The organism is Acinetobacter sp. TG2027 (genome assembly GCF_000302435.1).
Lineage (GTDB): Bacteria > Pseudomonadota > Gammaproteobacteria > Pseudomonadales > Moraxellaceae > Acinetobacter > Acinetobacter pittii.
In genome coordinates this window covers 89,534-113,587 of record NZ_AMJN01000035.1, presented here as the reverse complement: position 1 = coordinate 113,587, position 24,054 = coordinate 89,534, and the positions used below count along the sequence as shown (strand labels likewise).

Genomic DNA, 24,054 nt, shown 5'->3' with positions numbered 1-24,054 from the left:
AATTTAAATTTATGTTAATGAAAAAGCTTATTCATCAGGGAATTCTTTATTTTCTAGCAGTTGCTGTTTGTGTGTTTAGCCAGTTGGTTTATGCGCAAGATAAGCTACTCTCACCCGAACAAGCTTTTTCATTTTCGGTTGAATCTTCTGAGCCGCATACTGCGAGTTTGTCTTGGCAGATTCAGCCAAATTACTATCTTTATCAGCATAAATTTTCCGTACAACAAGGTACTCAACCTTTAACTTTAAAGTTACCTAAAGCGGTTGCCCAATATGATGAAAATTATGGGCAAAGTCAGGTTTACTACCATCAAGTTAATTTCCAAATTAAGACTAAGCCTTCAGAGCACTATAGTGTGACTTGGCAGGGCTGTGCCAAAGACCGTATTTGTTATCCACCTCAAACCATTGAGTTTCAAACTGATGCAGATGGCTTGGTGGGTGTGCAAAACCAAGCAGGAACAGCGCCAAAACGATTACTAGATTTAGCGAATACACAATCTGACACTTCCTCTGGTTCAGAATCTTTAGAAAAAGAGCAGAGTACAGAGACGGCAGCTGATACAACTACACCTCAAATTGCGCAAGATCAGATTTGGTCAGCCAAGTTAATTGAACACTCGCTTTGGTATGGAGTTTTATTATTTTTAGGTTTAGGCATGTTGCTCGCATTTACGCCATGTTCTTTACCGATGCTTCCTATTTTAACTTCACTGATCATTCGCGAACATAAAGGTTTAAAGGCTTGGACTATTGCGCTTACTTTTGTGTGTAGCATGGCATTAGTTTATGCAGGCTTGGGTTTAATTGCTTCTTCGGCAGGCTTAAATTTCCAACGCTGGTTACAACAGCCAGCAACTTTAATTGCTTTTAGTTTGCTGTTTATTGTTTTTGCTCTGAACTTATTTGGTTTGTTTGAGCTTCGTTTACCTCAGACATGGTTAAACCGACTTGACCGTATTCAGTCAATGCAACAAGGCGGCACTTTAGTAGGTGCAGGAGTCATGGGTGTGGTTTCTGCACTCTTGGTCGGTCCTTGTATGACCGCACCTCTCGCTGGAACTTTATTATTTATTTCTCAAACACAAAACCAATGGCAAGGTGCTTTGCTTTTATTCTGCCTAGGTTTTGGAATGGGAATTCCACTACTGCTTGCAAGTATTTTAGGGGCAAAATTCTTGCCTAAAGCAGGCGACTGGATGCATCAGATTAAAGTGATTTTTGCTTTTCTGATGTTGGGTTTAAGCCTCTACTTTATTCGTCCTTTATTGCCAGATTTGGGTATGCAAGTGCTTAGCCTCGTATTAGGCCTTGCTTTTATAGGCTATGCTGTTTATCAGTTTTTCTGGAAAAAAGGGCAACTACAATGGCTCTACGCGATTTTATTATTAATCGTTACACCTTTTGTAGCCTATAACCAATATCAACATATTCAAAATCGAACTTTGCAAAGTTCTGCCCACATGGCCGAGTGGCATATTGCAACAACAGCAGCGGACTTTGAAAAATTTCTAGCGGCAGCGCCTACTGATCGGGCTATTGTGGTTGATGTCTATGCAGATTGGTGTGTTGCTTGCCAACCGATTGAGCACCGTATTTTAAAAGCACCTGAGGTTCAATCTGCTCTTGCACCTTATTATTTAATTAAGCTTGATTTGAGCCATTATGACCAGTCGCATGAAGCACTACTCAAGCAGTGGAATATTTTAGGACCACCGACCTATTTATTTTTAAGCCCAGAGCAAAAAGAGATTCGTGCTTTACGTTTAACGGGCGCTTTTAGTCAACAAGAGCTTTTGCAGCAACTCGCGAGTTTGGCAAAATTCAAAGAATCATAAAGTATCAATAGTTTTGGTCTGATGAAATGTACGTACCTGATTACGTCCCGAAGCTTTTACTGCATAGAGTGCTTGGTCAGCCTGCCGAATAACCAGATAAGGATCTTGTGCAAAAGCTGAACTGCTTATTCCAAAACTCGCACTAATGTGAATAGGATTATTTTGAGCGGTAAAAACAGGTAATTCTTGCAAGGCTTGGCGACAACGCTCAGCAATTCTTTCTGCTTGAATAATATCTGTATGGGGGAGTAGTAAAATAAATTCTTCTCCACCAAATCGGCCAATAATGTCCTCGCTACGTAAATTCTCAGAAAGACATTGAGCAATTTCAATTAAGACCTGATCACCTTGATGGTGGCCGTATATATCATTAATTTTTTTAAAATGATCGATATCAAGAAGTACCACAGCATAATCAAATTGTTGTTGGTGTAGCGACTCCAAATGCATGTTTAAACTACGTCTATTTAATACATTAGTTAATGGGTCGATTTGGCTTAAACGTTGAATATAAGTTTCTCGCTGACGCCATTGGGTGAGTAATATTTCAAATAAAACAAAACAGGCCAATAAAATAGGCATAATAAAAAAAGCCATACTTCCTAACCAGAAAGAATTGGTTTGGGCATGATCCATGGCTCTAAAATTAAATAGAGGTGCATACGCTAAAGCACCTGTCATACTTAAATATGTACATACAGTTAAAATAATTGTCGCAGGTACAAGAGCGCTATAAACAATTTTACGGTCAAATAACACCAGACCCACCCCAATCGTACCCACATAACCGACCATAGTGGCAGGGCTGATACTGCCAATTAAATATCCATCATGACATAGCATAAGTGCAAAGAACTGCACGCTAATGAAAGGAATAACTTTTTGAGCCCATTCATCATTTTTGTAGCGATAACAGGGAATAATCAAAAGGACTAATAAAAATAAGGTAAATAAATTGAGCCAGATTTGTGATTCAACTAAAGGTAAATTTGCCCATTGCCAGACACTTGGTGTAATTAAAATATAGCCTTTCCATAAAATCCAACTGAAATTCATTGCGCAAGCAAGTGTGAGCATCAGTGCGCTTTTTTGTAATGGCGTCCAGTTGATGATGTGATTATTGTGGATGAAATCGATTATCACCTGTTTTATTCTATTTACGGGATAAGTGATTAAACGATTTTTCATAATAAATAAGGGCTCCTAAATATAGATGCCTCTTTGTTAGACCATCCTAAAATTGGATTGTTTCAATAATTTATATTTTAAACATAACATGATTTTCAATTTATATATGATGACTTTTTATAAAGAAAATGATGTGAAAAGTTTTGAGGTCTATTCACATCATTTATAAATAAATTAAGTTTTATCGAGTTCGTGGGCAAATTCAGCAATATCTGCCAATGCTTGTTTAGCCTCATCAAACCATGCATTAAACATCTGGAAGTTATGCCACATGCCCGTATAAAGTTTGAATTGAACTTTAACACCAGCATCTTCAGCTTTTTCTCTAAAACGCTTGGCATCGTCTAATAAGATTTCTTTAGAACCCACTTGAACCAAAGTTGGTGGGAGGCCATGTAAGTCATCGAAGATAGGGGAAACACGTGGATCATCGGCTGCGATGTGATTGCCTATATAGTACTGAGTGCCTGTTTGTAGGGCTTCAATAGATAATAAGGCATCATGCTTTTTGTTAAACCGAAGAGACTCACTCGTGAGTGTTAAATCCAAAAATGGAGACAACAAGATGAGGCCACTCGGCATGAGTTCAGGTTGTTCTTTCAAACGCAAGCAAAGTGCTAGCGCTAAATTTGCCCCGCATGAGTCACCCGATAAAATAATATCTTTCGGTTGGATGCCTTGTACTACCAAAGACTGATAGATGTCATACAGAGCTTCAGTTGCCTCAGGGTATGGATGTTCAGGTGCAAGTGGATAGTCCACATGAATAATCTGCATTTGAGTGCGGGCAGCTAAATCCGTCATAAAAGCATGATGTGTTTTAACACTACCAAGGAAAAAAGCACCACCGTGAATGTGAAAAATCAGCTGAGTCGCAGAATCTTGCGGTTTGATTTCTTCACCTTTAATACCTGCTAGTCGAATCGGGCGCACAGAAACATTTTTTTGTCGTGGAAAAGCACGACACATCTGATCTAGTACAGGGCGTAAGGCAGTAGCTGGCAAATTTAGCTGGCTTGGCTTACGAATTGTTGTTTTAAGAAAAGTTTCTGTAAAATAATATTTCCAAACATTTGATATATTCATATAGCATCCATTTTTATGCTAGTTTCTTGTTTTCTTGTAAATTTTATTTTGCAAGATTACAAGGTTACACGAAACAGTCACATTCAAAAATTGCAATATCTTTGCGACTTCTGAATACTGAAAATCTTGAAAGACCCAAGGATATTACAAAAATGAAAAAGATTGCTTTAGCTTTAGGACTCATTGGTATGGCTGCATTTGCCAATGCGGCTGATTCACTCAATGGAACGGTATGGAAAACGATTGATGATCAGACCAACAAGCCAAAAGCCGTAGTGAAATTTACGGAACAGAAGGACGGAACCTTAACTGCAACCATCCAAAACATTTTGACACCAGGTGAAGAAAACGCTTGTACAAAATGTGAAGGTCCGTACAAAAACAAACCGCTTAAAGGTGTCACCATTGTACATAATTTAAAAAATGTAGGTGGTAACAGTTATGAAAACGGTACGATTTTAGACCCAAAATCAGGTAAAACTTACAAACTGAAAGGTGAGTTAACCGATGGCGGCAAAAAGCTTAAATTACGTGGTTATATTGGCGTTTCTGCACTTGGTCGTAACCAAACGTGGATTCGCGCGAACTAAAAGTTTTAATAAAAAAACGAGCCAAATGGCTCGTTTTTTTAGGCTTGAATATTTTGATAGGCGGTTTCATCAAAACCTACAATGAAACCTTGTGAAGTTTTTAAAACAGGTCTTTTAATCAAACTTGGTTGAGCAATGAGTGCTTCAATCAGGTGATCTTCACTTCTTAGAGCACGATTTTGTTCTTCTTTTGAAAGCTTACGCCAAGTCGTTCCTTTTTTGTTGAGAACGGTATCTTGTCCAATTTCTTTTAACCAGATTTTTAAAGTATCTGCATCAATGCCTTGTTTTTTATAATCATGAAAATCATAGTTAAGCCCTTTAGCCTGTAAGGCATCAAATGCTTTTTTCATTGAGTTACAGTTTTTAATTCCATAAATTTTTAACATTTTATCGGACCATGTCAAAAAGAGAGAGCACACAGCCTAACCCAAAATGCTTGTAAGCACTACTTTATACCGATACTTTTAAAACAAATGAAAATTAATGATTAATCGAAAGAGAAATGTCATGTTATTGTCATAAGACATGGTAATAATGAGCTTAATAAGAAGAAGTTAAAACTAAAAGAACTTAGCGCAAAATAAGAGACAGAAAAGAGAAAACCCGCATTTAATCATCCTGATCATGCGGGTCTCATTTCAACGTCCAATGTCACATCCTTGCAAATAAACTTATCATAAGTTTATTTTATCTTCCTACGGCGTCCTATCCTTTTGCGTCATCCTGACTGCTTCCCTGTGCCGTGGGGCTATAATGCCGTTAAAGCTGTGTAAGAAAAATACTCAAAAACGACATATGCTGTAAGCGAAAACGACAATGTAAGTGAACGAGTGTTCACTTATTCTTGAATTTTATAGTCGATAATAACGGGTGCATGGTCGCTAAACCATTGATCTTTATAAACCCATGCGTTAATTGTACGTGCTTTCCAGTCTGGCGAGCATGCATGGTAATCAATACGCCACCCTACATTTTTTGCACGAGCTTGACCGCGATTTGACCACCATGAATAAAGTTCTGCTTCTGTGCGAACTACACGGAAAGTATCGACATAGCCAAGTTCATCATAGATATGGTCAAGCCAAGCACGTTCATGTGGTAAACAACCAGATGATTTCTGGTTACCTGACCAGTTTTTGATATCAATGCGTTTATGAACAATGTTGTAATCACCACAAATGATGACTGACTTGTTTTCATCACGCCATTGTTTCAAGATTTTTGCGTATTCACCTAAAAATAAATCTTTACGTGCTTGCGCTTCTTCACCACTTGAGCCCGAAGGTAAGTATAATGATGCAATATGTACCGGATGTGACAAACCTAAATCGAATTCCGCGGAAATAAAGCGGCCTTGACTGTCAGCCAGCTCAAACCCTAAACCATCTTTAACAGAGACGAAGGGTAGGCGGCTATATATCGCAGTCCCCGCGTAACCTGCACGCTCTGCTGGAAAGAGATGGGTATGCCATCCTTCGGGTCTGAATTTTTCAGTCCATTGTTCATGGGTAATGCGGCTTTCCTGCATGCATACGACATCGGCATCTGATTGTTCTAACCATTCAAGTAAGCCTTTCGTTACTGAAGAACGTAAGCCATTTACGTTAATGGAAACGACTCGAAGAATTTTTACATCACTTGGATACTGATCCTTTGGTATCATGCGAAAATTTAACCTCAATTGTGAATTTGGAGCACCTCATGACAACGCCTGTGTCATTTCACCCGCAAGCATTTATCGAACTCGCATTATCACGCGGTGTGCTTAAATTTGGTGAGTTTACTTTAAAATCTGGACGCGTGAGTCCTTATTTTTTTAATGCAGGCCTACTCAACGATGGTGAAGCTTTATCTCTTTTAGCGCAAGGCTATGCTGATAAATTAACACAATGTGAAAATGTTGATGTGATTTTTGGACCAGCTTATAAAGGCATTCCGTTTGTAGCAGCGACAGCTGTTGCTTTGTCGCAAACACATAACAAGAGCGTGCCATGGGGCTTTAACCGTAAAGAAGCAAAAGATCATGGTGAAGGTGGTGTTTTAGTCGGTGCTGCAGTTGAAGGTAAAAAGGTCTGGATTATTGATGACGTAATTACCGCAGGTACAGCGATTCGTGAAGTGGTAACGATTTTGAAAAATGCTGGTGCAACTATCGCTGGTGTATTAGTTGCGCTAGATCGTCAAGAACGTGGTCAAGGTGAGCTTTCTGCAATTCAAGAAGTTCAAAAAGAATTAGAAATTCCTGTGCATGCACTGATTACCATGAAAGATTTAATGGATTATTTAGATGCCAAAGGTGAAGAAGAAGCGCTAGCAAATATGCAAGCTTACCGTGAAAAATACGGGATTTGATTTTTAATAATATAAAAGGAAGGAGCGCTTGAGCTCTTCTTCCTTTTATGACTAATTATTTTTTATGTAGTTCAGAACACATGCCATTTCTAAAATTCTATTTGCCATAGAATTAGGAATAGCTGGTACTTCTTTTGGAAATTCTACTTCTTCTATTGAAAATATTTTAGAATTCGTAATTGAATAAGTTGCTGTAGACAACAACATCATTTTTTTATTTTTGCAGTCAAATTGCCATAACCCTATAGAGTTTAAATCTCCTAGATTGACTGATGTAGTTTTAACTGGGGCTATTACGATGGAATCTGAAATAGATTTAATTAGTTGATAACTCAAATAATGAATTTTTGTATCATCTCTAGCATAACTGATCCATCCTTTGTTGAGGTTGTCTTTAATACTATTTTGCTGTTGTTTTGATAAGTTTTGATATGTATCAATTGAAAGAGTAATGATTTTTGCCTCTGTTGATAGCGATAAAAAAAATAATAAAAAAGTTAAAATAAACTGTTTATTCATATTGTTGATTTAATTGGTATCTTTAATGAGGAAAGTATAATCTAAAAATTAAGCATTTTATTTATTGAAGATAAAAAACTTGTTTCTTTTATTATTAAAAAAAAAGCATACCTCTAAATAGGGGTATGCCTTTTTAATATTTTTATTTAAAACTGATAATTCAAGCGCAATAACACATTACGTGGTGTGCCTGGCATGCTGTCTGAGCGCCAGTACTCTTTATTGGTTAGATTATTCACCGCAAGTGTGACATTCCATGGATCTGCACTATAGCCAATCGCCGCATCGACACGGTTAAATCCTTCCATTTTTACTTGATTATTAATATTTGGATAATAAGAGCCCACATAGGTCACACCCACTTCGGTATACCACTGTTCAGTTGGTAAATAGCGAACAAATAAATTACCCGTGTTTTTAGATGTATTTGCTAAATAGTTGCCTTCTTGTTCAGGTTTTTGTTTATCTTCTTTTACTTTTGCATCTGTGTAGCCATAGCCACCACGGACAAAGACATTATCAAGTACGCGGCCAATAAAGCTAAATTCAAGACCACGAGATTGATGCTGACCCGCAGTTGCCCATACTTCTGGTTGCTCATTAGGATTTGGTTTATAGCGAATATTATTTTTACGAATATCAAAGATAGAAAATTGAGTATTTAAACGATTATCTAACCATTCACTTTTTACACCCACTTCATATTGCTCGTTATATTGAGGCTCTTTATCCATTTTTGTGACATCGGTGTTTCCAGTAACTTGGTTAACACCCATTTGTCCGCCAAACGGTGCAAAGCTTTTAGAGTAAGACGTATAAAAGCTATGTTCAGGAAGCGGTTGCCATACCAAACCAACATTTGGGCTAAAGCTGCCATCTTTTACATTACGGTGTTCTTTTGTCAGCTTGTTGGTGGTTGAAAAGTCAAAGTAATCGTAGCGCACACCCAGCATGAGTTTAAGTTGGTCATTTAGACCAATTAAATCTTGAATAAATACGCCGTAAGTTGTGCCTTCATTATAGTTATGCTGTCTCATCTTTAATGGGCCATTGCCACGGCTATATTCACGTTCGCCTGTGAATGGATTAACGTAGCCGTAAATAGAACCATTCTGAGCTTCATTTGCTAAGCGTGGCTCTCGTTGTTCATATGTCCAGTCTGTACCCATCATAATTTGATGTTCAAGTGAGCCTGTTTTGAACTTGCCCTTAATATCAAATGTATTGGTGGTGGTCTTATTGCTGGTTTGTTGCCAGTAGTAGATTTGGTCGACGTAACCTTTTTTAGTACAAGACTCATTCTTTGAGTTTTTACCATCTAAACCACAATAAGTTCCAAAATAAAAGTGATCAAAATTCTGTTCTGCTTGTCGGTAACTTGCTGCCCAGTGAAAGTTCCAATCAGGCGCATATTGATAATTCACATCGGTGCGGACCACTTGCAAAATATCATCCACATAATCGCCGTCTTGGGCAAATCCCATTTTAATTGAAGTCCCTGCAGGCAGAATGTCACGTGATGGTCCGCGATCAGGTACACGACCTAATTTGTCATAGGTGTATTGTGTGGTCCAAGTGAGTGTTCCATCATCATTTTTATAAGTAAAACTTGGTGAAAACATTTCAATTTTATTTTCAATGCCGGAGCGGAAGCTGTCTGACTCGCCATATTCTCCAGTCAAACGTATTGCTAAATTGTCATTAATGACTTGGTTAATGTCATCCGTTGTTCCGTAGTTGTCGTAAGAACCTGCGTATGCACCAACTGAACTTTTAGAGTCAAAATTGGCGAACTTACTCACCATATTCACAACCCCGCCGCCAGCACTACGGCCATATAAAACAGAGGCGGGGCCTTTTAAAATTTCAATACGTTCGATATTTGCTGTACTACGACGTACTTGCCCGCTTTCACGTATGCCATCACGGTAAATATCACCTGTATCGGCACCAAAGCCACGAATCGTGATGCCATCACCGCGCATATCGTAACTGGTTGATACGCCAGGGGTGCCTTGCAGCATAACGCTTAAATCATTTGATCCATAAATTTTATATTTCTGAACATCAATTGTATCAATGGTTTGAGGAATATCTTTTTTGTCTAAACCATTACGTGTGACATTGGCTTTATCATAGTCGATATAACTTTTAATTGGGTCGAGCTCACTCATTGCCTCAATTTTTATGGTGGGCATGGTAGCTGCCACTTTTGCGGCTGAATCAGTCGCTTCCTCTGCGTAGGCACCTTGAATATTCAAGATCATTAAACTGAGTAAGCTCAGCGGGAAAAGACGCTTCATTTGGGGAGATGGTATAGAAATTCTTAACATAAAAATAAAATCAATTAACAAAAATAAAAGCATAAATGATAATTATAATCATTTAATTGTTTAGAATAAAAGAACTATTATCTTAAAAAATGACATATTTATTTTTTAATAACTGATTTTTAATAAGTTAATTAGCAAATTAAACGAATTGTATGAGTTGACTCATTAGTTTTTCTTGTTAATTGGGTTTTGGAGAGGGGCTTTTACCAATAAAAACTCCTCCTTGGGGATTAAGCGTTATTTTTCAGAACATCTAAAATATCCATTTCTGGATCATAATTCTCGTCAATTGTTTTGCAAATTGCTTGTCCCACAATGACATGCGTTCCATTAAAGGTCATGGTTGGTGCTTCATATAACTCCCAACCATGATTCAGAGCTTTAGTTACTCGCGCACAAAAAGCAGAGTCATCAGGACCAGTTAAATAGCGATAAAGTTTCATGTTTAGCCTTTAAAAATAATATTTTATGATCATAGTTTAACTGAATTTACCTTAATTCAAGATAAAGAAATAACCGATAGGGTTTTACTGAAATTAAGAAAAACCAGTGAAAAATCTCAGTTATACTCATGCTAATTTAAATTTTAAGAAGAGCTTGAGCATGCGTGTACTTGTCGTCATGGATCCGATTGAAACCGTAAACCTTAAAAAGGATTCAACCATGGCAATGTTGTGGGCGGCGAGCCGTCGTGGACATGAATTAGGTTATGCATTACAACAAGATTTATATATCGATCAAGGCAAGGCTTACGGTCTCATTTCACCGTTAAAGGTGTTCGAAGATTACAACCACTACTATGAGTTAGGCGAAAAGAAAAAGGAATCAATCGCGGCTTACGATGTTGTGCTCATGCGTAAAGACCCGCCGTTTGACATGAATTTTGTCTACACGACTTACGTGCTTGAGCAAGCTGAGCGCGAAGGCTCCTGGATTATTAACAAGCCTCAATCACTGCGTGATTGCAATGAAAAACTCTTTGCAACGCAGTTTCCAGAACTACAAGTGCCTACACTTGTAACATCGCAACAAAGTTTAATTCGTGAATTTATTAAAGAACATGGCGATGTAATTGTTAAGCCACTTGATGGTATGGGTGGTATGGGTATTTTCCGTTTATACCAAGACGGTGTAAATATTGGTTCTACCCTAGAAATGCTTACAGAGCTAGGTACTCGTCCAATTATGGCTCAACGCTACATTCCTGAAATTGTAGAAGGGGATAAGCGTATTTTAATGGTAAATGGCGAACCTATTCCTTACTGCCTAGCTCGTATTCCACAAAATGGTGAAGTGCGGGGTAACTTGGCAGCAGGCGGTTTAGGCCAAGCGCGTCCGCTTACTGAAAATGATAAGCAGATTGCAGCGAAAATCGGGCCTTTCTTACGTGAAAAAGGATTGGTATTTGTTGGACTTGATGTAATTGGTAATTATGTCACTGAAATTAATGTCACTAGTCCAACCTGTATCCGCGAAATTGATGCTCAATTTGGTACATCAATTGCCGATGATCTATTTGATGTATTAGAAGCTGGCCGTACAGCTTAATTATTTATTTCAGGTGATTTTCAGTGGTATTTATTGGAAATCACCTGAAAATATATGAATTAATAAAATAACAATACTAAATACACCACAGCTTTGTAGGCATATTTTCAAAAAAGCACATCTTTCTGTTATAAACGAGTGAAATTAGCTTTTCGTTAATGAAGCTTTAGGATTAAAATAAACGGCTACAAAAATAGATGACAATTTCCATTGTTTTTTGAGTTGAAGAATTAGACCGTGACCGATTCACAGCAAAGCAAACCCAAACATGTCATGATGATGGCTGCCGGTACAGGTGGACATGTTTTTCCAGCCCTCGCCGTAGCCAAACAACTTCAACAACAAGGTTGTCAGGTTTCATGGTTAGCCACGCCAACAGGTATGGAAAATCGGTTATTAAAAGATCAAAATATTCCAATATATCAAATTGATATCCAAGGTGTTCGTGGCAATGGATTAGTCCGTAAAGTTGCTGCACCTTTTAAAATTTTAAAAGCCACTTTTAGTGCAATGCGCTATATGAAACGACTTAAAGTTGATGTGGTTGCAGGCTTTGGTGGTTATGTTGCGGGACCAGGTGGTTTAGCCGCCCGTTTGTTAGGCATTCCTGTACTTATTCACGAGCAAAATGCAGTTGCTGGTTTTACCAATGCGCAGTTGTCTCGTGTTGCTAAAGTCGTATGTGAAGCATTTCCAAATACCTTTCCTGCTGGTGGAAAAGTTGTAACCACAGGAAACCCCGTGCGTCGTGAAATCACGGATATTTTAAGCCCAAAGTGGCGCTATGATGAGCGTGAACAAGCGGGCAAGCCTTTAAATATTTTAATTGTGGGTGGGTCTTTAGGTGCTAAAGCACTCAATGAACGCTTACCTCCAGCATTAAAACAATTACAAGTTCCACTAAATATTTTTCACCAGTGTGGTCAGCAACAAGTTGAGGCAACTCAAGCACTTTATGCAGATGCACCAGCTAATTTAACTGTACACGTTTTGCCGTTTATTGAAGATATGGCAAAAGCTTATAGTGAGGCAGATTTAATTATTTGCCGAGCTGGAGCACTCACGGTAACAGAAGTTGCAACAGCAGGTGTGGCCGCAGTTTTTGTACCACTCCCTATAGCAGTTGATGACCATCAAACTGCAAATGCCAAATTTCTGGCGGATGTCGGTGCTGCGAAAATTTGCCAGCAATCGACCATGACACCAGATGTTTTAAATGAATTGTTCACTTCGCTGATGAACCGCCAATTACTTACTGAAATGGCAGTGAAAGCGCGTCAACATGCCCAACCAAATGCGACTCAGCATGTGGTTGATCTTATCCAAAAAATGTAATCGGATTTACTATGTCTCCATCAACAGCTGCGAACCAAGCAAAAAAACTGATTAAAGTGCCTGAAATGCGCCGTATCAAACACATTCATTTTGTGGGGATCGGTGGCGCTGGGATGTGTGGCATTGCAGAGGTTTTGGGTAACCAAGGCTATAAAATTTCCGGTTCAGACATCAAAGCGTCTAAAACTACAGAACAATTAGAGAAAAATGGCATCAAAGTTTATATTGGCCATCAACCGGAAAATATTAAAAATGCCAATGTGCTTGTAGTTTCTACAGCAATTGATCCGGAAAATCCGGAAATTAAAGCTGCAATTGAACAGCGTGTTCCAATTGTACGTCGTGCAGAGATGCTAGGCGAGCTGATGCGTTACCGTCACGGTATTGCTGTGGCTGGTACACATGGTAAAACCACAACCACAAGTCTTTTGACGACGATGTTGGCTGAAGAAAACCTTGACCCAACTTATGTTATTGGTGGCTTACTTAACAGTACAGGCGTAAATGCGGCGTTAGGTGAAAGCCGTTTCATCGTGGCTGAAGCTGATGAATCAGATGCATCTTTCCTTTATTTGCAACCAATGGCAGCGATTGTAACCAATATCGATGCTGACCATATGGATACCTATGAAGGTAGCTTTGATAAATTAAAAGATACGTTTGTACAGTTCCTTCATAACTTACCATTTTATGGCTTGGCTGTAGTTTGTGGTGATGATGCAAACATTCGTGAAATTCTGCCGCGTGTAGGCCGTCCGGTCATTACTTATGGTTTTAATGAAGATAATGACATTCGTGCAGTTGATATTGAACAAGATGGTATGCAATCTCACTTCACTGTGTTGCGTAAAGGCCGTGAACCATTGCGTTTAACAATTAATCAACCAGGTTTACATAATGTTTTAAATGCCTTGGCAGCAATTGGTGTTGCAACAGATGAAGGTGTTTCTGATGATGCAATTAGCCGTGCATTAGAAGGATTTAGTGGTGTTGGCCGTCGCTTCCAGGTGCAAGGTGAATTTGAACTTGCTGATGGCAACGTTAAGTTAGTTGATGACTATGGGCACCATCCGAAAGAAGTAGAAGCAACTATTAAAGCTGCTCGCCAAAGCCATCCGGACCGTCGTTTGGTTATGTTGTTCCAGCCACACCGTTACTCTCGTACTCGCGATTGTTTTGATGACTTCATTGAAGTGCTCTCTCAAGTCGATCAATTATTATTGTTGGAAGTTTACCCTGCTGGTGAAAAACCTATTGTGGGTGCAGATAGCCGCACTTTAGCGCGTAGTATTCGTTTACGCGGACAAGTAGAACCGATTTTGGTCGATCCGGTTGAAGGTAATTTGCAAAACATCATGCAAAATGTGTTACAACCAAATGACTTGTTATTAACACAAGGTGCGGGTAACGTGGGAGCAATTTCAGTAGAACTTGCACAACACCATTTGTATGTGAAATAAACAAAAAGTATTGAATAATCGGGTTAAGGATTTAAACGTGTCAAATGCTACAAAATTCGGCAAAGTTGCCGTGTTGTTTGGTGGGAAATCGGCTGAGCGTGCTGTGTCTTTGGATAGTGGTCAGGCAGTTTTGGACGCTTTGTTACGTTCAGGTGTTCAGGCTGAAGCATTTGATCCACAAGACCGCAGTGTGACTGAACTTGTAAATTATGATCGTGCATTTATTGTATTGCATGGTCGCGGCGGTGAAGATGGCCAGATTCAAGGTGTGCTTGAATGGTTAAATCTGCCTTATACAGGAACAGGCGTGCAAGGTTCTGCTATTGGCATGGATAAAGTTAAAACCAAGCAAATCTGGCAAGGTAGCGATTTACCTACAGCGCCATATCGCATTATTACTAAAGAAACAGATTTAGATGCGGTGATTGCTGATTTAGGCTTACCTGTCATTATCAAACCTGTACATGAAGGCTCGAGTGTCGGCATGAGTAAGGTTGAGAAAGCAGAAGACTTTGCTGCTGCAATTGAAAAGGCGACTCAGCACGATGCTGTGGTGATGGCAGAAAAATGGATCACTGGTCGTGAATTCACAATTTCATTCTTAAATGGACAGCCTTTGCCCGTTATTCGTTTGCAACCACCAGCAGATGTTGCTTTCTACGACTATGAAGCGAAGTATCAACGTAATGATGTAGAGTATGGTATTCCTTGTGGTCTGAGTGAGGCTGAAGAGAAAAACCTACAGGCATTGTGTTTGCGTGCTTTTCAGGCAGTGGGTGCAGAAGGCTGGGGCCGTATTGATGCGATGCAGGATGAGCAAGGCAATTTCTGGCTTTTAGAAGTAAACACTGTTCCAGGTATGACCAGTCACTCTTTAGTTCCAAAAGCTGCTAAAGCGGTTGGTTATAGCTTTGATGAATTGTGTGTTGCGATTCTTGAGCAAACATTGGAAGGTACGGCTTAAATATGGCACAACTTCCGGCTTCCATGCGCCGTAAACGTGCGGCCATCACCTCTATTCATGATAAACCACCTACGCGTAAGCAGAAGCTTGCGAATGCTGGTGGATGGGTGCTGTTGGTTATTGCTTTTGTAGTGCTGGCAGTCGGAATTTATGGGTTATATAAAGTTATTACAGATGCAACAGTTGCAAAACTAGAAGTTGTAGGTTCAGCATCTTCTGTTGAAACCCAACAAGTGATGCAACATGTTGCTCCAATTATAAAAGCGAATTATTTCACATCTGATTTAGAACAAATTCGTGACAAAACATTAGAAATTTCATGGGTAGACCGAGTTGTTGTATCTCGTGCTTGGCCCAATGGTATTCGTGTTCGTGTCATGCCTCGACATGCTATCGCCCGTTGGGGAACAGGTCGCTTGTTAAGCGATGGAGGCGATGTATTTAGTGAGGCGGAGCCGACAATTCATCCTGAACTTCCGTTGCTTCATGGGCCAGTAAGTCAGTCAAAAATGATGATGCGACGCTATAATGAAATTAATCAATTATTCCATCCTGTTAATTTACGCTTAAAAGAGTTATATCTGACTGAGCGAATGACTTGGTTTATGCAATTTGATTCTGGTTTGCGTATTATTGTTGACCAAGATCAAACAATGAATAAGTTGCAACGTTTAAGTCATTTGGCACAATCTGACTTAAAACCGGTGTGGTCGAAAATCTCAGCCATTGATTTGCGATATCGTAATGGATTATCTATTCAATGGAAGAACGCAACACCACCTAAAATTGTGAATAGTCAGTTTGTTGTAACGAGTGATGACACAAGCATTGCAGGTGGAACAAAAGCAAAGCCATAATACGTGGCTTTAAAATAGGCAATTTGCCTGGTATTAAACAACAAAGAAATGGTATGAGTGATGAGTGAAGCTGTTCCCTCAGTTGTTGCGATTGACATTGGGACGCATAAAGTTTCAGTTTTGATTGGAAAAATTCATGCGCCGGATAACATTCAAGTTATCGGTATGGCAACTGCTCGCAATCGAGGCATGAATAAAGGAAAAATTGTAAGCCTCGATAAAGTCATTGCTGCGATTAAAAATGCTGTTGCTGAAGCGGAAAATATGGCCGAATGTCGCATTCATAGCGCATGGGTATCTATTCCGAGTACCGAGTTGCAAAGTTTTTATGCCTCTGGTCGCACACCAGTATCTAATCCAGCACATGTGATTACAACAAATGAAGTCGTGCGCGCGTTAGAATTGGCAAAAGCAAGTCATGTGACTTCTGATTACTATTTAGCAAGTGCAGTGCCGTTAGGCTTTGAATTAGGTGATTCTGCTGAATGGGTGCAGAATCCAATTAATATGACTGCCCATAGTATGACTGGACATTATCAGTTAATGATGATGCCTATAGCGACTATGCAAAACCTTGATCGTGCCATGAAAGGTGCAAATATCGGGGTTGAAAAAATGGTGGTGTCTTGTCTGGCAACCGCTGAGGCAAGCTTGCTGAAAGATGAAAAAGAGTATGGTGTTTGTCTGGTTGATATTGGCGCAGGCATTACCAATCTTGCTGTTTATCTAGATGGTCGTTTGGCTCTAGCACGTACATTGCAACGCGGTGGTGAACACGTTACACGTGATATTGCTGCTGTATTGCAAACCACGACAGAAGAAGCTGAACGAATTAAAATTTTGCATGGTTGTGTCGATTTAAGTGCTGTTAAGCCAGATCACATGATTCAAGTAGAAGGAATTGATGGCCCTCAAACAATTAGCCGAATTGAGTTGTCAGAAATTATTATTGCCCGTTATGAAGAGATCTTTAGCCAGATTCGCGATGAACTCGAACAAAGCGGTGCAATTCATGGTTTATACCATGGGGTAGTATTGACAGGGGATGCTTGTCAAATAGAAGGTATGGTGAGTTTAGCTCGTCGTATGTTGGGTGTATCTGCACATTTGGGTAATCCGCCGTTACAGGTTTATGCTGATGATCAACATCAAGCAGCCTTACGTCGTTCTATGTATGCAACAGCAGCTGGTTTGCTCATGTTTAGCCAAAGTGAGTTGCAAGATGCTGTTGAAGAGCCTGAAGAGGCAAATGACCGTTCGGTATGGGAACGAATGGTAAATGGCTGGAATGCGTTTAATAGCAAGTTAAAAGCCATTTTTTAGGATGTATGTATTTATTGGTAGAATTGTTAGGAAGTTGTAAGAGAAAACCGCTGTACTTGACAAGGTTGGTATTGCACAGCATTCTTAAAATTAGTTATTTTTGAAAATCAAGGCAGTATACGGGCTGAAGTGACTGCCATAATGTATTAGGAACCCTAAAGGTCATGGCCTCATTTGAATTTATAGAAGATGAACTAAACGATGGCAACGGTCAAGCCCGTTTCACTGTATTTGGTGTAGGTGGTGGTGGCGGTAATGCCGTTCAACATATGGTGCAGTCTGATATTCAAGGTGTTAAATTCGTTTGTGCCAATACAGACAAACAAGCACTGGACTGTATGAATGCACCTTTCAAAATTCAGTTAGGCGAGCAAAGTACACGTGGTTTAGGTGCTGGTGCTAACCCTGAAGTAGGGCAAGTTGCAGCAGAAGAAAGCCGTGAAATCATCCGTCACCACCTTGAAGGTACGGATATGGTTTTCGTTACCGCTGGTATGGGTGGTGGTACGGGTACTGGTGCAGCGCCTGTTGTGGCTGAAGTTGCCAAAGAAATGGGCATTTTGACTGTTGGTGTAGTTACAACACCATTTAACTTTGAAGGCCGCCGTCGTTTAAAGTCTGCTGAACGTGGTATTGAAGCACTTGAAGCACATGTCGACTCATTGATTATTATCCCTAACCAACGCTTATTGAGCGTATATGGCGATATTTCAATGAAAGATGCTTATAAAAAAGCTGATGATGTATTGTTAAATGCCGTACGTAGTATCTTTGACTTAGTTGTTAACCGTGGTCACATTAACCTTGACTTCGCCGATTTGAAAACTGCAATGAGTACTCGCGGTTACGCAATGATGGGTGCTGGTTTAGGTCGTGGTGAAGATCGTGCGCGTCAAGCTGCTGAACAAGCGATCCGTAGTCCATTACTTGATAACGTAAATATTATTAATGCCAAGGGCGTGTTAATTAATATTACGGGTGGTGATGATATTACGCTACGTGAGACTGAAATCATTACTGACGTTGTGAACCAGATTGTTGACCTTGATGAAGGCGAAATCTTCTACGGTACAGTATTTGATCCAGATGCACGTGATGAATTACGCGTAACAGTGATTGCAACTGGTTTAACTCGTAATGCAGCAGATGCTGAACCAAGAAAACGTAATACGGTAAGCCATGCATCGTCTCAATCAGCTCAATCTGTTGATGAAGATGACGTTCCTGCAATTAATAAGCGTCAAAACGCCGATAATGAAGTCAGTAGCACAGCAAGTTCTACTCCGCGTTCTTCTCCAATGAGTATTCAAGATTACTTGAAAAATCAGCAACGTAAGTAAATTATCATTAGATTTAATGAAGGGCAGTGTTTAAACACTGCCTTTTTTATTTTTGATCAATGACTAAATATGCTAACGTATAGCGGTTTTAAAAAAGAAGTTACAAAGCATGGTGAAACAGCGTACTCTCAATCGTGTGGTAAAAGCGAGTGGAATAGGTCTTCATAGCGGTCAAAAAGTGATGATCAATTTCATTCCACATACCGTGGATGGAGGTATTGTATTTCGCCGTATCGATTTGGATCCGCCCGTCGATATCCCTGCTAATGCATTGCTCATTCAAGAAGCTTTTATGTGCTCCAACTTGGTAACCGGAGATATAAAAGTAGGCACAATTGAGCATGTAATGAGTGCGATTGCAGGTTTAGGAATTGATAACCTTATTGTTGAGGTATCTGCTTCTGAAGTTCCAATTATGGATGGTAGTGCTGGTCCATTTATTTACCTTTTAATGCAAGGTGGATTGCGTGAATTGGATGCACCGAAAAAATTCATAAGAATATTAAAACCAGTTGAAGCACTTATCGATGATAAGAAAGCAATTTTCAGCCCTCACAATGGTTTTCAATTAAATTTCACGATTGATTTTGACCATCCGGCATTTGCTAAAGAATATCAATCTGCGACGATCGACTTTTCGACCGAAACTTTTGTTTATGAGGTCAGTGAAGCACGTACTTTTGGTTTCATGAAAGATCTGGACTACCTGAAAGCAAACAATTTAGCACTAGGTGCAAGCTTAGATAATGCAATTGGTGTAGATGATACAGGGGTCGTCAACGAAGAAGGTTTACGTTTCGCTGATGAATTTGTTAGACATAAGATTTTAGATGCAGTTGGTGATTTGTATTTGCTTGGTCATCAAATTATTGCCAAGTTTGATGGCTATAAATCAGGACATGCTTTAAATAATCAGTTGTTACGCAATGTTCAAAGTGATCCGAGTAATTATGAAATTGTAACATTTGATGACGAGAGTCAATGTCCAATTCCATATGTGAGCGTGATATAAGTCCTTGTCTTTACTTGGCTACGTTATAATGTAACATTAAAAAGTGTGATTATAATCACATAATAATAATGATTCTAATTAAGAAATAGAAAGCTCGTCATTTTTTATTGCTTGCCAAACGTAGTAAAGCTTGGCTAAGCTTAGGGTCGCTCACGAAGTCGGCTGCACTACGTAACATTTCTTGTGTTTCCGGGGGAATGGGTTTAGATGGCTCAGATGAGGGTACATTTGGAATATTTTTATTTCTCAATCGGACCTGAATTCGTTGTAAGTCTTTTAACCCTTCAAGCTGAGATAATTTAGATACATATTGGTTCTGTAAATAGCTGAGTTGACTAATCATCGCTTGATTTTCACCAGTAATGATTAAAGAGCCATTTTGATAACACACGACCTGCCATTGTTCCGGTTGGGGCAATAAGGGTTGGATAATTTTCGTAAGTCTTTGCCATTGCGCGACTTGCGTTGTTAGAAACGTAAGGTTTCCTGTTTTTATGTGTTTTCCGGTTTGTTGAAAAACGTTATCGGGTTTAGACATGGTCATTCTCGGATGGATTCTTGTCTTAATCTTAAGCGTTCATTTCAATCGATATCAAGGAAGAGATCATAAGGAACTTGAGTAAGAACAGTTTCAAGAGGTTTTTATGCACACGCGTCGTATTTTATTAGCGTTTTCACTTGCCGCTTCGGCAGCATCAGTTGCTTTTGCAGATTATCAAACAATTAACCAATCTACTGACTCAGATCGATTGGAACAGCTATCAAAAACATTATCTCAAGGTTCATATACTCATCCCGATGATTTAGATCTTCCGGCGAGTGCGAAAGTTTCAGTGACCTTACGCCAAAAAACAGTTGAACTCAACAATGAGTCGCTCGCAAAGAAGTACGGTAACACAACCGCAAAAAATTCTTTTAATGCCTCTTCTTCAAATTCTTACTCTTGGTTAGTTTCTCACCCTCTTCCTGATACTGTACGAGTTTCTTCAAACTTTGGTGGCCGCACTATGGGTGGTCGTGCAGAACATCATGGCGGATTAGATATGGCTGCTCCGAGTGGTACGCCAATCTATGCTACAGGCCCAGGTATTGTAACTAAATCTGGCTGGGGCACTGGCTATGGTCAATATGTTGAAATTAACCACGGCAATGGTTATTTAACGCGTTATGCTCATGCTTCACGTCTAATGGTGCGTGTAGGCGACCAAGTCTCTGCAGGTGAACATATTGCTAATGTAGGGTGTACAGGTCGCTGTACTGGTCCACATTTGCATTATGAAGTAGTAAAAGATGGTCAACGTAAGAACCCAACTACTTACTTGGCGATGCTTCCATAAAAGCATAGTTAAAAAGGTAAGGTTATTAAATTTATGAATCTAAAACTAAGCTAAACCTTTTTTAACGCAAAGATTGTATAAAAAAACGCCATTATTGGCGTTTTTTTGTTATTTTGTTTACTGCTCGGTCAATGACTATTCATTCAGAAAATAATAGGGCCCCCTCACATTCACCCGAGGCAATAACTTGAAAGGGGTAAAACGTGGTAAAAATACAAAGTAGATTAGAGAACAAGGAACAGGTGAATTATGGCGTTTTACGGTGACTCCGACGCACAAGAAACCCAAGAATGGCAAGATGCATTCGATTCAGTTTTACAACATATGGGAACTGAACGAGCGGCATTCTTGTTGGAAAAACTTTACCAACAAGCAATTGCTAAGCATGTTCCAATTCAACGTCTCAATACACCTTACTTAAATACAATTTCTGTTGAAGAACAACCTGCAATGCCAGGCGACCAAGATATGGAACGCCGTATTCGTGCATTGATTCGTTGGAATGCCTTAGCAATGGTACTTCGCGCGAATAAAACAGGTGATGATTTAGGTGGACACTTGGCGAGCTTCGCATCAAGTGCAACATTATATGACGTAGGTTTTAACCATTTCTTCCGCGCAAACAGCAATAGCTTTGGCGGAGATATGATTTATTACCAAGGGCACTGTGCTCCTGGTATTTATGCACGTTCATTCCTTGAAGGACGTTTAACTGAAGAACAGTTAAGTAATTTCCGCCGTGAAGTTGGCGGTAACGGTTTACCAAGCTATCCGCATCCATATTTAATGCCTGACTATTGGCAATTCCCAACCGTATCAATGGGTCTTGGTCCAATCATGTCGATTTATCAAGCACATATTCAAAAATATTTGATGAACCGTGGCTTGATCAAAGAAGAAGATCGTAAAGTTTGGGCTTATCTTGGCGATGGTGAGATGGATGAGCCAGAAAGTACTGGTGCTATTTCACTTGCTGGTCGTGAAAAGCTTGATAACCTTATCTGGGTTGTTAACTGTAACTTACAGCGTTTAGATGGTCCTGTACGTGGTAACGGTAAAATCATTCAAGAACTAGAATCTTTATTCCGTGGTGCGGGCTGGCGTGTCATTAAAGTGGTATGGGGTCGTCATTGGGATCCACTACTTGCAAAAGACAGCACAGGCGCTTTAAAAGCGGTAATGGAAGAGACAGTTGATGGTGAATACCAACGCTATCAAGTAAAAGGTGGTGCATACACACGTGAGAAATTCTTTGGCAAGTACCCAGAAGCTGCGGAACTTGTAAAAGATTTAAGCGATGAAGATATCGATAATCTTAACCGTGGTGGTCACGACCCTTACAAAGTGTTTGCTGCCTATGCAGAAGCAATGAAAGCTAAAGGTCAACCAACAGTTATTCTTGCGAAAACTGTTAAAGGTTACGGTTTGTCTGAAGAAATTGAAGCGGTGAACAAAACTCACCAAATCAAAAAAATGCAGATCGACTCTTTGAAATATGTACGTGACCGTTTCAATCTTCCATTTACAGACGATAAGTTAGAAGAGCTTCCATTCTATCGCCCAAGTGAAAACTCTCCAGAAATGAAGTACATGAAGGCGCGTCGTGAAGCGTTAGGTGGTTACCTACCTGCACGTCGTAAAGAGAGTGAAATTTTAGCGATTCCTGAATTATCTGTATTTGATGCTGTATTAAATGGTTCAGGTGGTAAAGAACAATCTACCACTATGGTGATGGTTCGTTTAATTGCTTCTTTACTCAAAGAAAAAGCGATTAAAGACCGCGTAGTACCAATCGTTCCAGATGAAGCACGTACTTTTGGTCTAGAAGGTATGTTCCGTCAGCTCGGTATCTATGCCGCTCACGGCCAAAAATATACCCCAGAAGACCAAGAACAATTAATGCATTACCGTGAAGCAAGTGACGGTCACATGCTTCAAGAAGGGATTAACGAAGCTGGTGCGATGAGTGCATGGGCTGCGTTGGCAACAAGTTATTCAACGAATAACTTGCCAATGATTCCAATGTATATGTACTACTCAATGTTCGGTTTCCAACGTATTGGTGACATTGCATGGGCAGCTGGTGATGCGCAAGCTCAAGGTTTCTTGTTAGGTGCAACTGCTGGTCGTACAACGTTGAACGGTGAAGGTCTACAGCACCAAGATGGTCATTCACATATCTTGGCGAACACTATTCCAAACTGTGTATCTTATGATCCATGTTTTGGTTATGAATTAGCTGTAATCGTACACGACGGTTTACAACGTATGTATGTGAACCAAGAGCGTGTGTTCTACTACTTAACTGTAATGAACGAAAACTACGAGCATCCTGCAATGCCTGAAGGCGCTGAGGAGGGCATTAAACGTGGTATGTACTTGTTCGAAAAAGATGAAAAAGCAACTGTCCAATTACTTGGTTCAGGTGTAATTCTTCGTGAAGTAATCAAAGCTGCGAAAATCTTACGTGATGAATACCAAATCCATTCAAACGTTTGGAGTGTAACAAGCTTCAATGAGTTGTCACGTGATGGTATGGCATGTGAAGAATACAACCGTTTACACCCACTTTCTGAAGAAGTGAAAGAGTCTTGGGTATCTAAACAGTTACGTGGCACAGAAGGTATCGTTGTTTCAGCAACAGACCATATGCGTGCTTACAGCGAACAAATCCGTGCTTATCTTCCAGATGGTCGCCCATTTGTTGCATTAGGTACAGATGGATACGGTCGTTCAGATACACGTGCTAATTTACGTAGTTTCTTTGGTGTTGATGCTGCACATATCGTTGTTGCTACTTTGAAAAAATTAGCTGACGAAGGTGAAGTAGACGCACGTTTAGTTAAAGACGCAATTTCTAACTTTGAGTTAGATACTGACCGTCCAGTGGCATGGGCTCCTCAAGCGCATCCAGAAGTTCAGGCAGTTGCTGAATATAATGAAACGCAAACAGGTGAGGGGAACTAAGC

Annotated in this window: 21 protein-coding genes; 13 read left to right on the top strand and 8 right to left on the bottom strand. The window is 39.8% G+C overall.

What is annotated here, in order from left to right:
* Positions 1-11 precede the first annotated feature (11 nt).
* Positions 12-1,838: a protein-disulfide reductase DsbD gene (dsbD, locus tag B806_RS0108050; protein ID WP_017387578.1), complete on the top strand. Its 1,827-nt coding sequence runs from the start codon at positions 12-14 to the stop codon at positions 1,836-1,838.
* Here dsbD and B806_RS0108045 read toward each other — a convergent pair.
* Both B806_RS0108045 and B806_RS0108040 read right to left on the bottom strand, forming a co-directional pair.
* The gene (locus B806_RS0108045; RefSeq protein ID WP_017387577.1) at positions 1,833-3,026 is read right to left on the bottom strand and encodes a GGDEF domain-containing protein; all 1,194 of its coding nucleotides are present in this window, start codon (positions 3,024-3,026) and stop codon (positions 1,833-1,835) included. The genes dsbD and B806_RS0108045 overlap by 6 nt on opposite strands.
* 174 nt (positions 3,027-3,200) lie before the next feature.
* On the bottom strand, positions 3,201-4,112 hold the full coding sequence (locus tag B806_RS0108040) for an alpha/beta hydrolase (RefSeq protein ID WP_004790086.1): 912 nt from the start codon (positions 4,110-4,112) through the stop codon (positions 3,201-3,203).
* 152 nt (positions 4,113-4,264) lie between these two features.
* Between B806_RS0108040 and B806_RS0108035 the strand changes: the two genes are divergently transcribed.
* Positions 4,265-4,702 carry a DUF2147 domain-containing protein gene (locus tag B806_RS0108035; RefSeq protein WP_002121971.1) on the top strand — a complete coding sequence of 146 codons (438 nt, stop codon included), beginning with the start codon at positions 4,265-4,267 and terminating at the stop codon, positions 4,700-4,702.
* A 38-nt stretch (positions 4,703-4,740) separates the two neighbouring features.
* Here the strand turns inward: B806_RS0108035 and B806_RS0108030 are convergent, their stop codons facing one another.
* Both B806_RS0108030 and B806_RS0108025 read right to left on the bottom strand, forming a co-directional pair.
* On the bottom strand, positions 4,741-5,091 hold the full coding sequence (locus B806_RS0108030) for an arsenate reductase (protein WP_017387576.1): 351 nt from the start codon (positions 5,089-5,091) through the stop codon (positions 4,741-4,743).
* A 452-nt stretch (positions 5,092-5,543) separates the two neighbouring features.
* Positions 5,544-6,368, bottom strand: a complete 825-nt coding sequence (locus B806_RS0108025; protein WP_002122009.1) for an exodeoxyribonuclease III — start codon at positions 6,366-6,368, stop codon at positions 5,544-5,546.
* A gap of 38 nt (positions 6,369-6,406) precedes the next feature.
* Here B806_RS0108025 and pyrE point away from each other — a divergent pair, with 38 nt between their 5' ends.
* Positions 6,407-7,057 (top strand): orotate phosphoribosyltransferase, encoded by a 651-nt coding sequence (gene pyrE / locus B806_RS0108020; RefSeq protein ID WP_017387575.1) that lies wholly within the window; start codon positions 6,407-6,409, stop codon positions 7,055-7,057.
* A gap of 51 nt (positions 7,058-7,108) precedes the next feature.
* Here pyrE and B806_RS0108015 read toward each other — a convergent pair whose 3' ends face one another.
* From B806_RS0108015 to B806_RS0108005, 3 genes are all read right to left on the bottom strand, one after another.
* Positions 7,109-7,576, bottom strand: coding sequence for a surface-adhesin E family protein (locus B806_RS0108015; protein WP_017387574.1), 468 nt, complete (start codon positions 7,574-7,576; stop codon positions 7,109-7,111).
* Positions 7,577-7,722: 146 nt separating this feature from the next.
* The gene (locus B806_RS0108010) at positions 7,723-9,909 is read right to left on the bottom strand and encodes a TonB-dependent siderophore receptor (RefSeq protein WP_031944681.1); all 2,187 of its coding nucleotides are present in this window, start codon (positions 9,907-9,909) and stop codon (positions 7,723-7,725) included.
* A 230-nt stretch (positions 9,910-10,139) separates the two neighbouring features.
* Positions 10,140-10,352 (bottom strand): DUF1737 domain-containing protein, encoded by a 213-nt coding sequence (locus B806_RS0108005; protein ID WP_002122004.1) that lies wholly within the window; start codon positions 10,350-10,352, stop codon positions 10,140-10,142.
* Positions 10,353-10,512: 160 nt separating this feature from the next.
* Between B806_RS0108005 and gshB the strand changes: the two genes are divergently transcribed.
* The 8 genes from gshB (at position 10,513) to lpxC (ending at position 19,748) form a co-directional block, all read left to right on the top strand.
* The gene (gene gshB / locus B806_RS0108000; protein WP_017387572.1) at positions 10,513-11,457 is read left to right on the top strand and encodes a glutathione synthase; all 945 of its coding nucleotides are present in this window, start codon (positions 10,513-10,515) and stop codon (positions 11,455-11,457) included.
* Between the two features lie 237 nt (positions 11,458-11,694).
* Positions 11,695-12,792: an undecaprenyldiphospho-muramoylpentapeptide beta-N-acetylglucosaminyltransferase gene (gene murG, locus B806_RS0107995; protein WP_017402849.1), complete on the top strand. Its 1,098-nt coding sequence runs from the start codon at positions 11,695-11,697 to the stop codon at positions 12,790-12,792.
* Positions 12,793-12,803: 11 nt separating this feature from the next.
* Positions 12,804-14,252: a UDP-N-acetylmuramate--L-alanine ligase gene (gene murC / locus B806_RS0107990; RefSeq protein ID WP_002122011.1), complete on the top strand. Its 1,449-nt coding sequence runs from the start codon at positions 12,804-12,806 to the stop codon at positions 14,250-14,252.
* Between the two features lie 37 nt (positions 14,253-14,289).
* A complete protein-coding gene (locus tag B806_RS0107985; RefSeq protein ID WP_005066802.1) occupies positions 14,290-15,216 on the top strand; it encodes a D-alanine--D-alanine ligase in 927 nt (308 codons plus the stop codon).
* 2 nt (positions 15,217-15,218) lie between these two features.
* Positions 15,219-16,073 (top strand): cell division protein FtsQ/DivIB, encoded by an 855-nt coding sequence (locus B806_RS0107980; protein ID WP_017402848.1) that lies wholly within the window; start codon positions 15,219-15,221, stop codon positions 16,071-16,073.
* 60 nt (positions 16,074-16,133) lie between these two features.
* Complete coding sequence (gene ftsA / locus B806_RS0107975; protein WP_002122057.1) at positions 16,134-17,396, top strand: cell division protein FtsA; 1,263 nt, start codon at positions 16,134-16,136, stop codon at positions 17,394-17,396.
* Between the two features lie 164 nt (positions 17,397-17,560).
* Complete coding sequence (gene ftsZ, locus B806_RS0107970) at positions 17,561-18,736, top strand: cell division protein FtsZ (protein WP_002121912.1); 1,176 nt, start codon at positions 17,561-17,563, stop codon at positions 18,734-18,736.
* Positions 18,737-18,845: 109 nt separating this feature from the next.
* A complete protein-coding gene (gene lpxC / locus B806_RS0107965) occupies positions 18,846-19,748 on the top strand; it encodes a UDP-3-O-acyl-N-acetylglucosamine deacetylase (protein WP_005804430.1) in 903 nt (300 codons plus the stop codon).
* A gap of 97 nt (positions 19,749-19,845) precedes the next feature.
* Here the strand turns inward: lpxC and B806_RS0107960 are convergent, their stop codons facing one another.
* On the bottom strand, positions 19,846-20,292 hold the full coding sequence (locus tag B806_RS0107960; RefSeq protein ID WP_017387570.1) for a DciA family protein: 447 nt from the start codon (positions 20,290-20,292) through the stop codon (positions 19,846-19,848).
* 100 nt (positions 20,293-20,392) lie between these two features.
* Here B806_RS0107960 and B806_RS0107955 point away from each other — a divergent pair, with 100 nt between their 5' ends.
* Positions 20,393-21,085, top strand: a complete 693-nt coding sequence (locus B806_RS0107955) for a M23 family metallopeptidase (RefSeq protein WP_002121983.1) — start codon at positions 20,393-20,395, stop codon at positions 21,083-21,085.
* A 249-nt stretch (positions 21,086-21,334) separates the two neighbouring features.
* On the top strand, positions 21,335-24,052 hold the full coding sequence (aceE, locus tag B806_RS0107950; protein WP_002121885.1) for a pyruvate dehydrogenase (acetyl-transferring), homodimeric type: 2,718 nt from the start codon (positions 21,335-21,337) through the stop codon (positions 24,050-24,052).
* Positions 24,053-24,054: the final 2 nt, after the last annotated feature.

Excerpts from the sequence above, each read along its gene's own strand:
- dsbD (WP_017387578.1), top strand. The coding sequence starts at position 12 with ATGTTAATGAAAAAGCTTATTCATCAGGGAATTCTTTATTTTCTAGCA.
- B806_RS0108045 (WP_017387577.1), bottom strand. The coding sequence starts at position 3,026 with ATGAAAAATCGTTTAATCACTTATCCCGTAAATAGAATAAAACAGGTG.
- B806_RS0108040 (WP_004790086.1), bottom strand. The coding sequence starts at position 4,112 with ATGAATATATCAAATGTTTGGAAATATTATTTTACAGAAACTTTTCTT.
- B806_RS0108035 (WP_002121971.1), top strand. The coding sequence starts at position 4,265 with ATGAAAAAGATTGCTTTAGCTTTAGGACTCATTGGTATGGCTGCATTT.
- B806_RS0108030 (WP_017387576.1), bottom strand. The coding sequence starts at position 5,091 with ATGTTAAAAATTTATGGAATTAAAAACTGTAACTCAATGAAAAAAGCA.
- B806_RS0108025 (WP_002122009.1), bottom strand. The coding sequence starts at position 6,368 with ATGATACCAAAGGATCAGTATCCAAGTGATGTAAAAATTCTTCGAGTC.
- pyrE (WP_017387575.1), top strand. The coding sequence starts at position 6,407 with ATGACAACGCCTGTGTCATTTCACCCGCAAGCATTTATCGAACTCGCA.
- B806_RS0108015 (WP_017387574.1), bottom strand. The coding sequence starts at position 7,576 with ATGAATAAACAGTTTATTTTAACTTTTTTATTATTTTTTTTATCGCTA.
- B806_RS0108010 (WP_031944681.1), bottom strand. The coding sequence starts at position 9,909 with ATGTTAAGAATTTCTATACCATCTCCCCAAATGAAGCGTCTTTTCCCG.
- B806_RS0108005 (WP_002122004.1), bottom strand. The coding sequence starts at position 10,352 with ATGAAACTTTATCGCTATTTAACTGGTCCTGATGACTCTGCTTTTTGT.
- gshB (WP_017387572.1), top strand. The coding sequence starts at position 10,513 with ATGCGTGTACTTGTCGTCATGGATCCGATTGAAACCGTAAACCTTAAA.
- murC (WP_002122011.1), top strand. The coding sequence starts at position 12,804 with ATGTCTCCATCAACAGCTGCGAACCAAGCAAAAAAACTGATTAAAGTG.
- B806_RS0107980 (WP_017402848.1), top strand. The coding sequence starts at position 15,219 with ATGGCACAACTTCCGGCTTCCATGCGCCGTAAACGTGCGGCCATCACC.
- ftsA (WP_002122057.1), top strand. The coding sequence starts at position 16,134 with ATGAGTGAAGCTGTTCCCTCAGTTGTTGCGATTGACATTGGGACGCAT.
- ftsZ (WP_002121912.1), top strand. The coding sequence starts at position 17,561 with ATGGCCTCATTTGAATTTATAGAAGATGAACTAAACGATGGCAACGGT.
- lpxC (WP_005804430.1), top strand. The coding sequence starts at position 18,846 with ATGGTGAAACAGCGTACTCTCAATCGTGTGGTAAAAGCGAGTGGAATA.
- B806_RS0107960 (WP_017387570.1), bottom strand. The coding sequence starts at position 20,292 with ATGACCATGTCTAAACCCGATAACGTTTTTCAACAAACCGGAAAACAC.
- B806_RS0107955 (WP_002121983.1), top strand. The coding sequence starts at position 20,393 with ATGCACACGCGTCGTATTTTATTAGCGTTTTCACTTGCCGCTTCGGCA.
- aceE (WP_002121885.1), top strand. The coding sequence starts at position 21,335 with ATGGCGTTTTACGGTGACTCCGACGCACAAGAAACCCAAGAATGGCAA.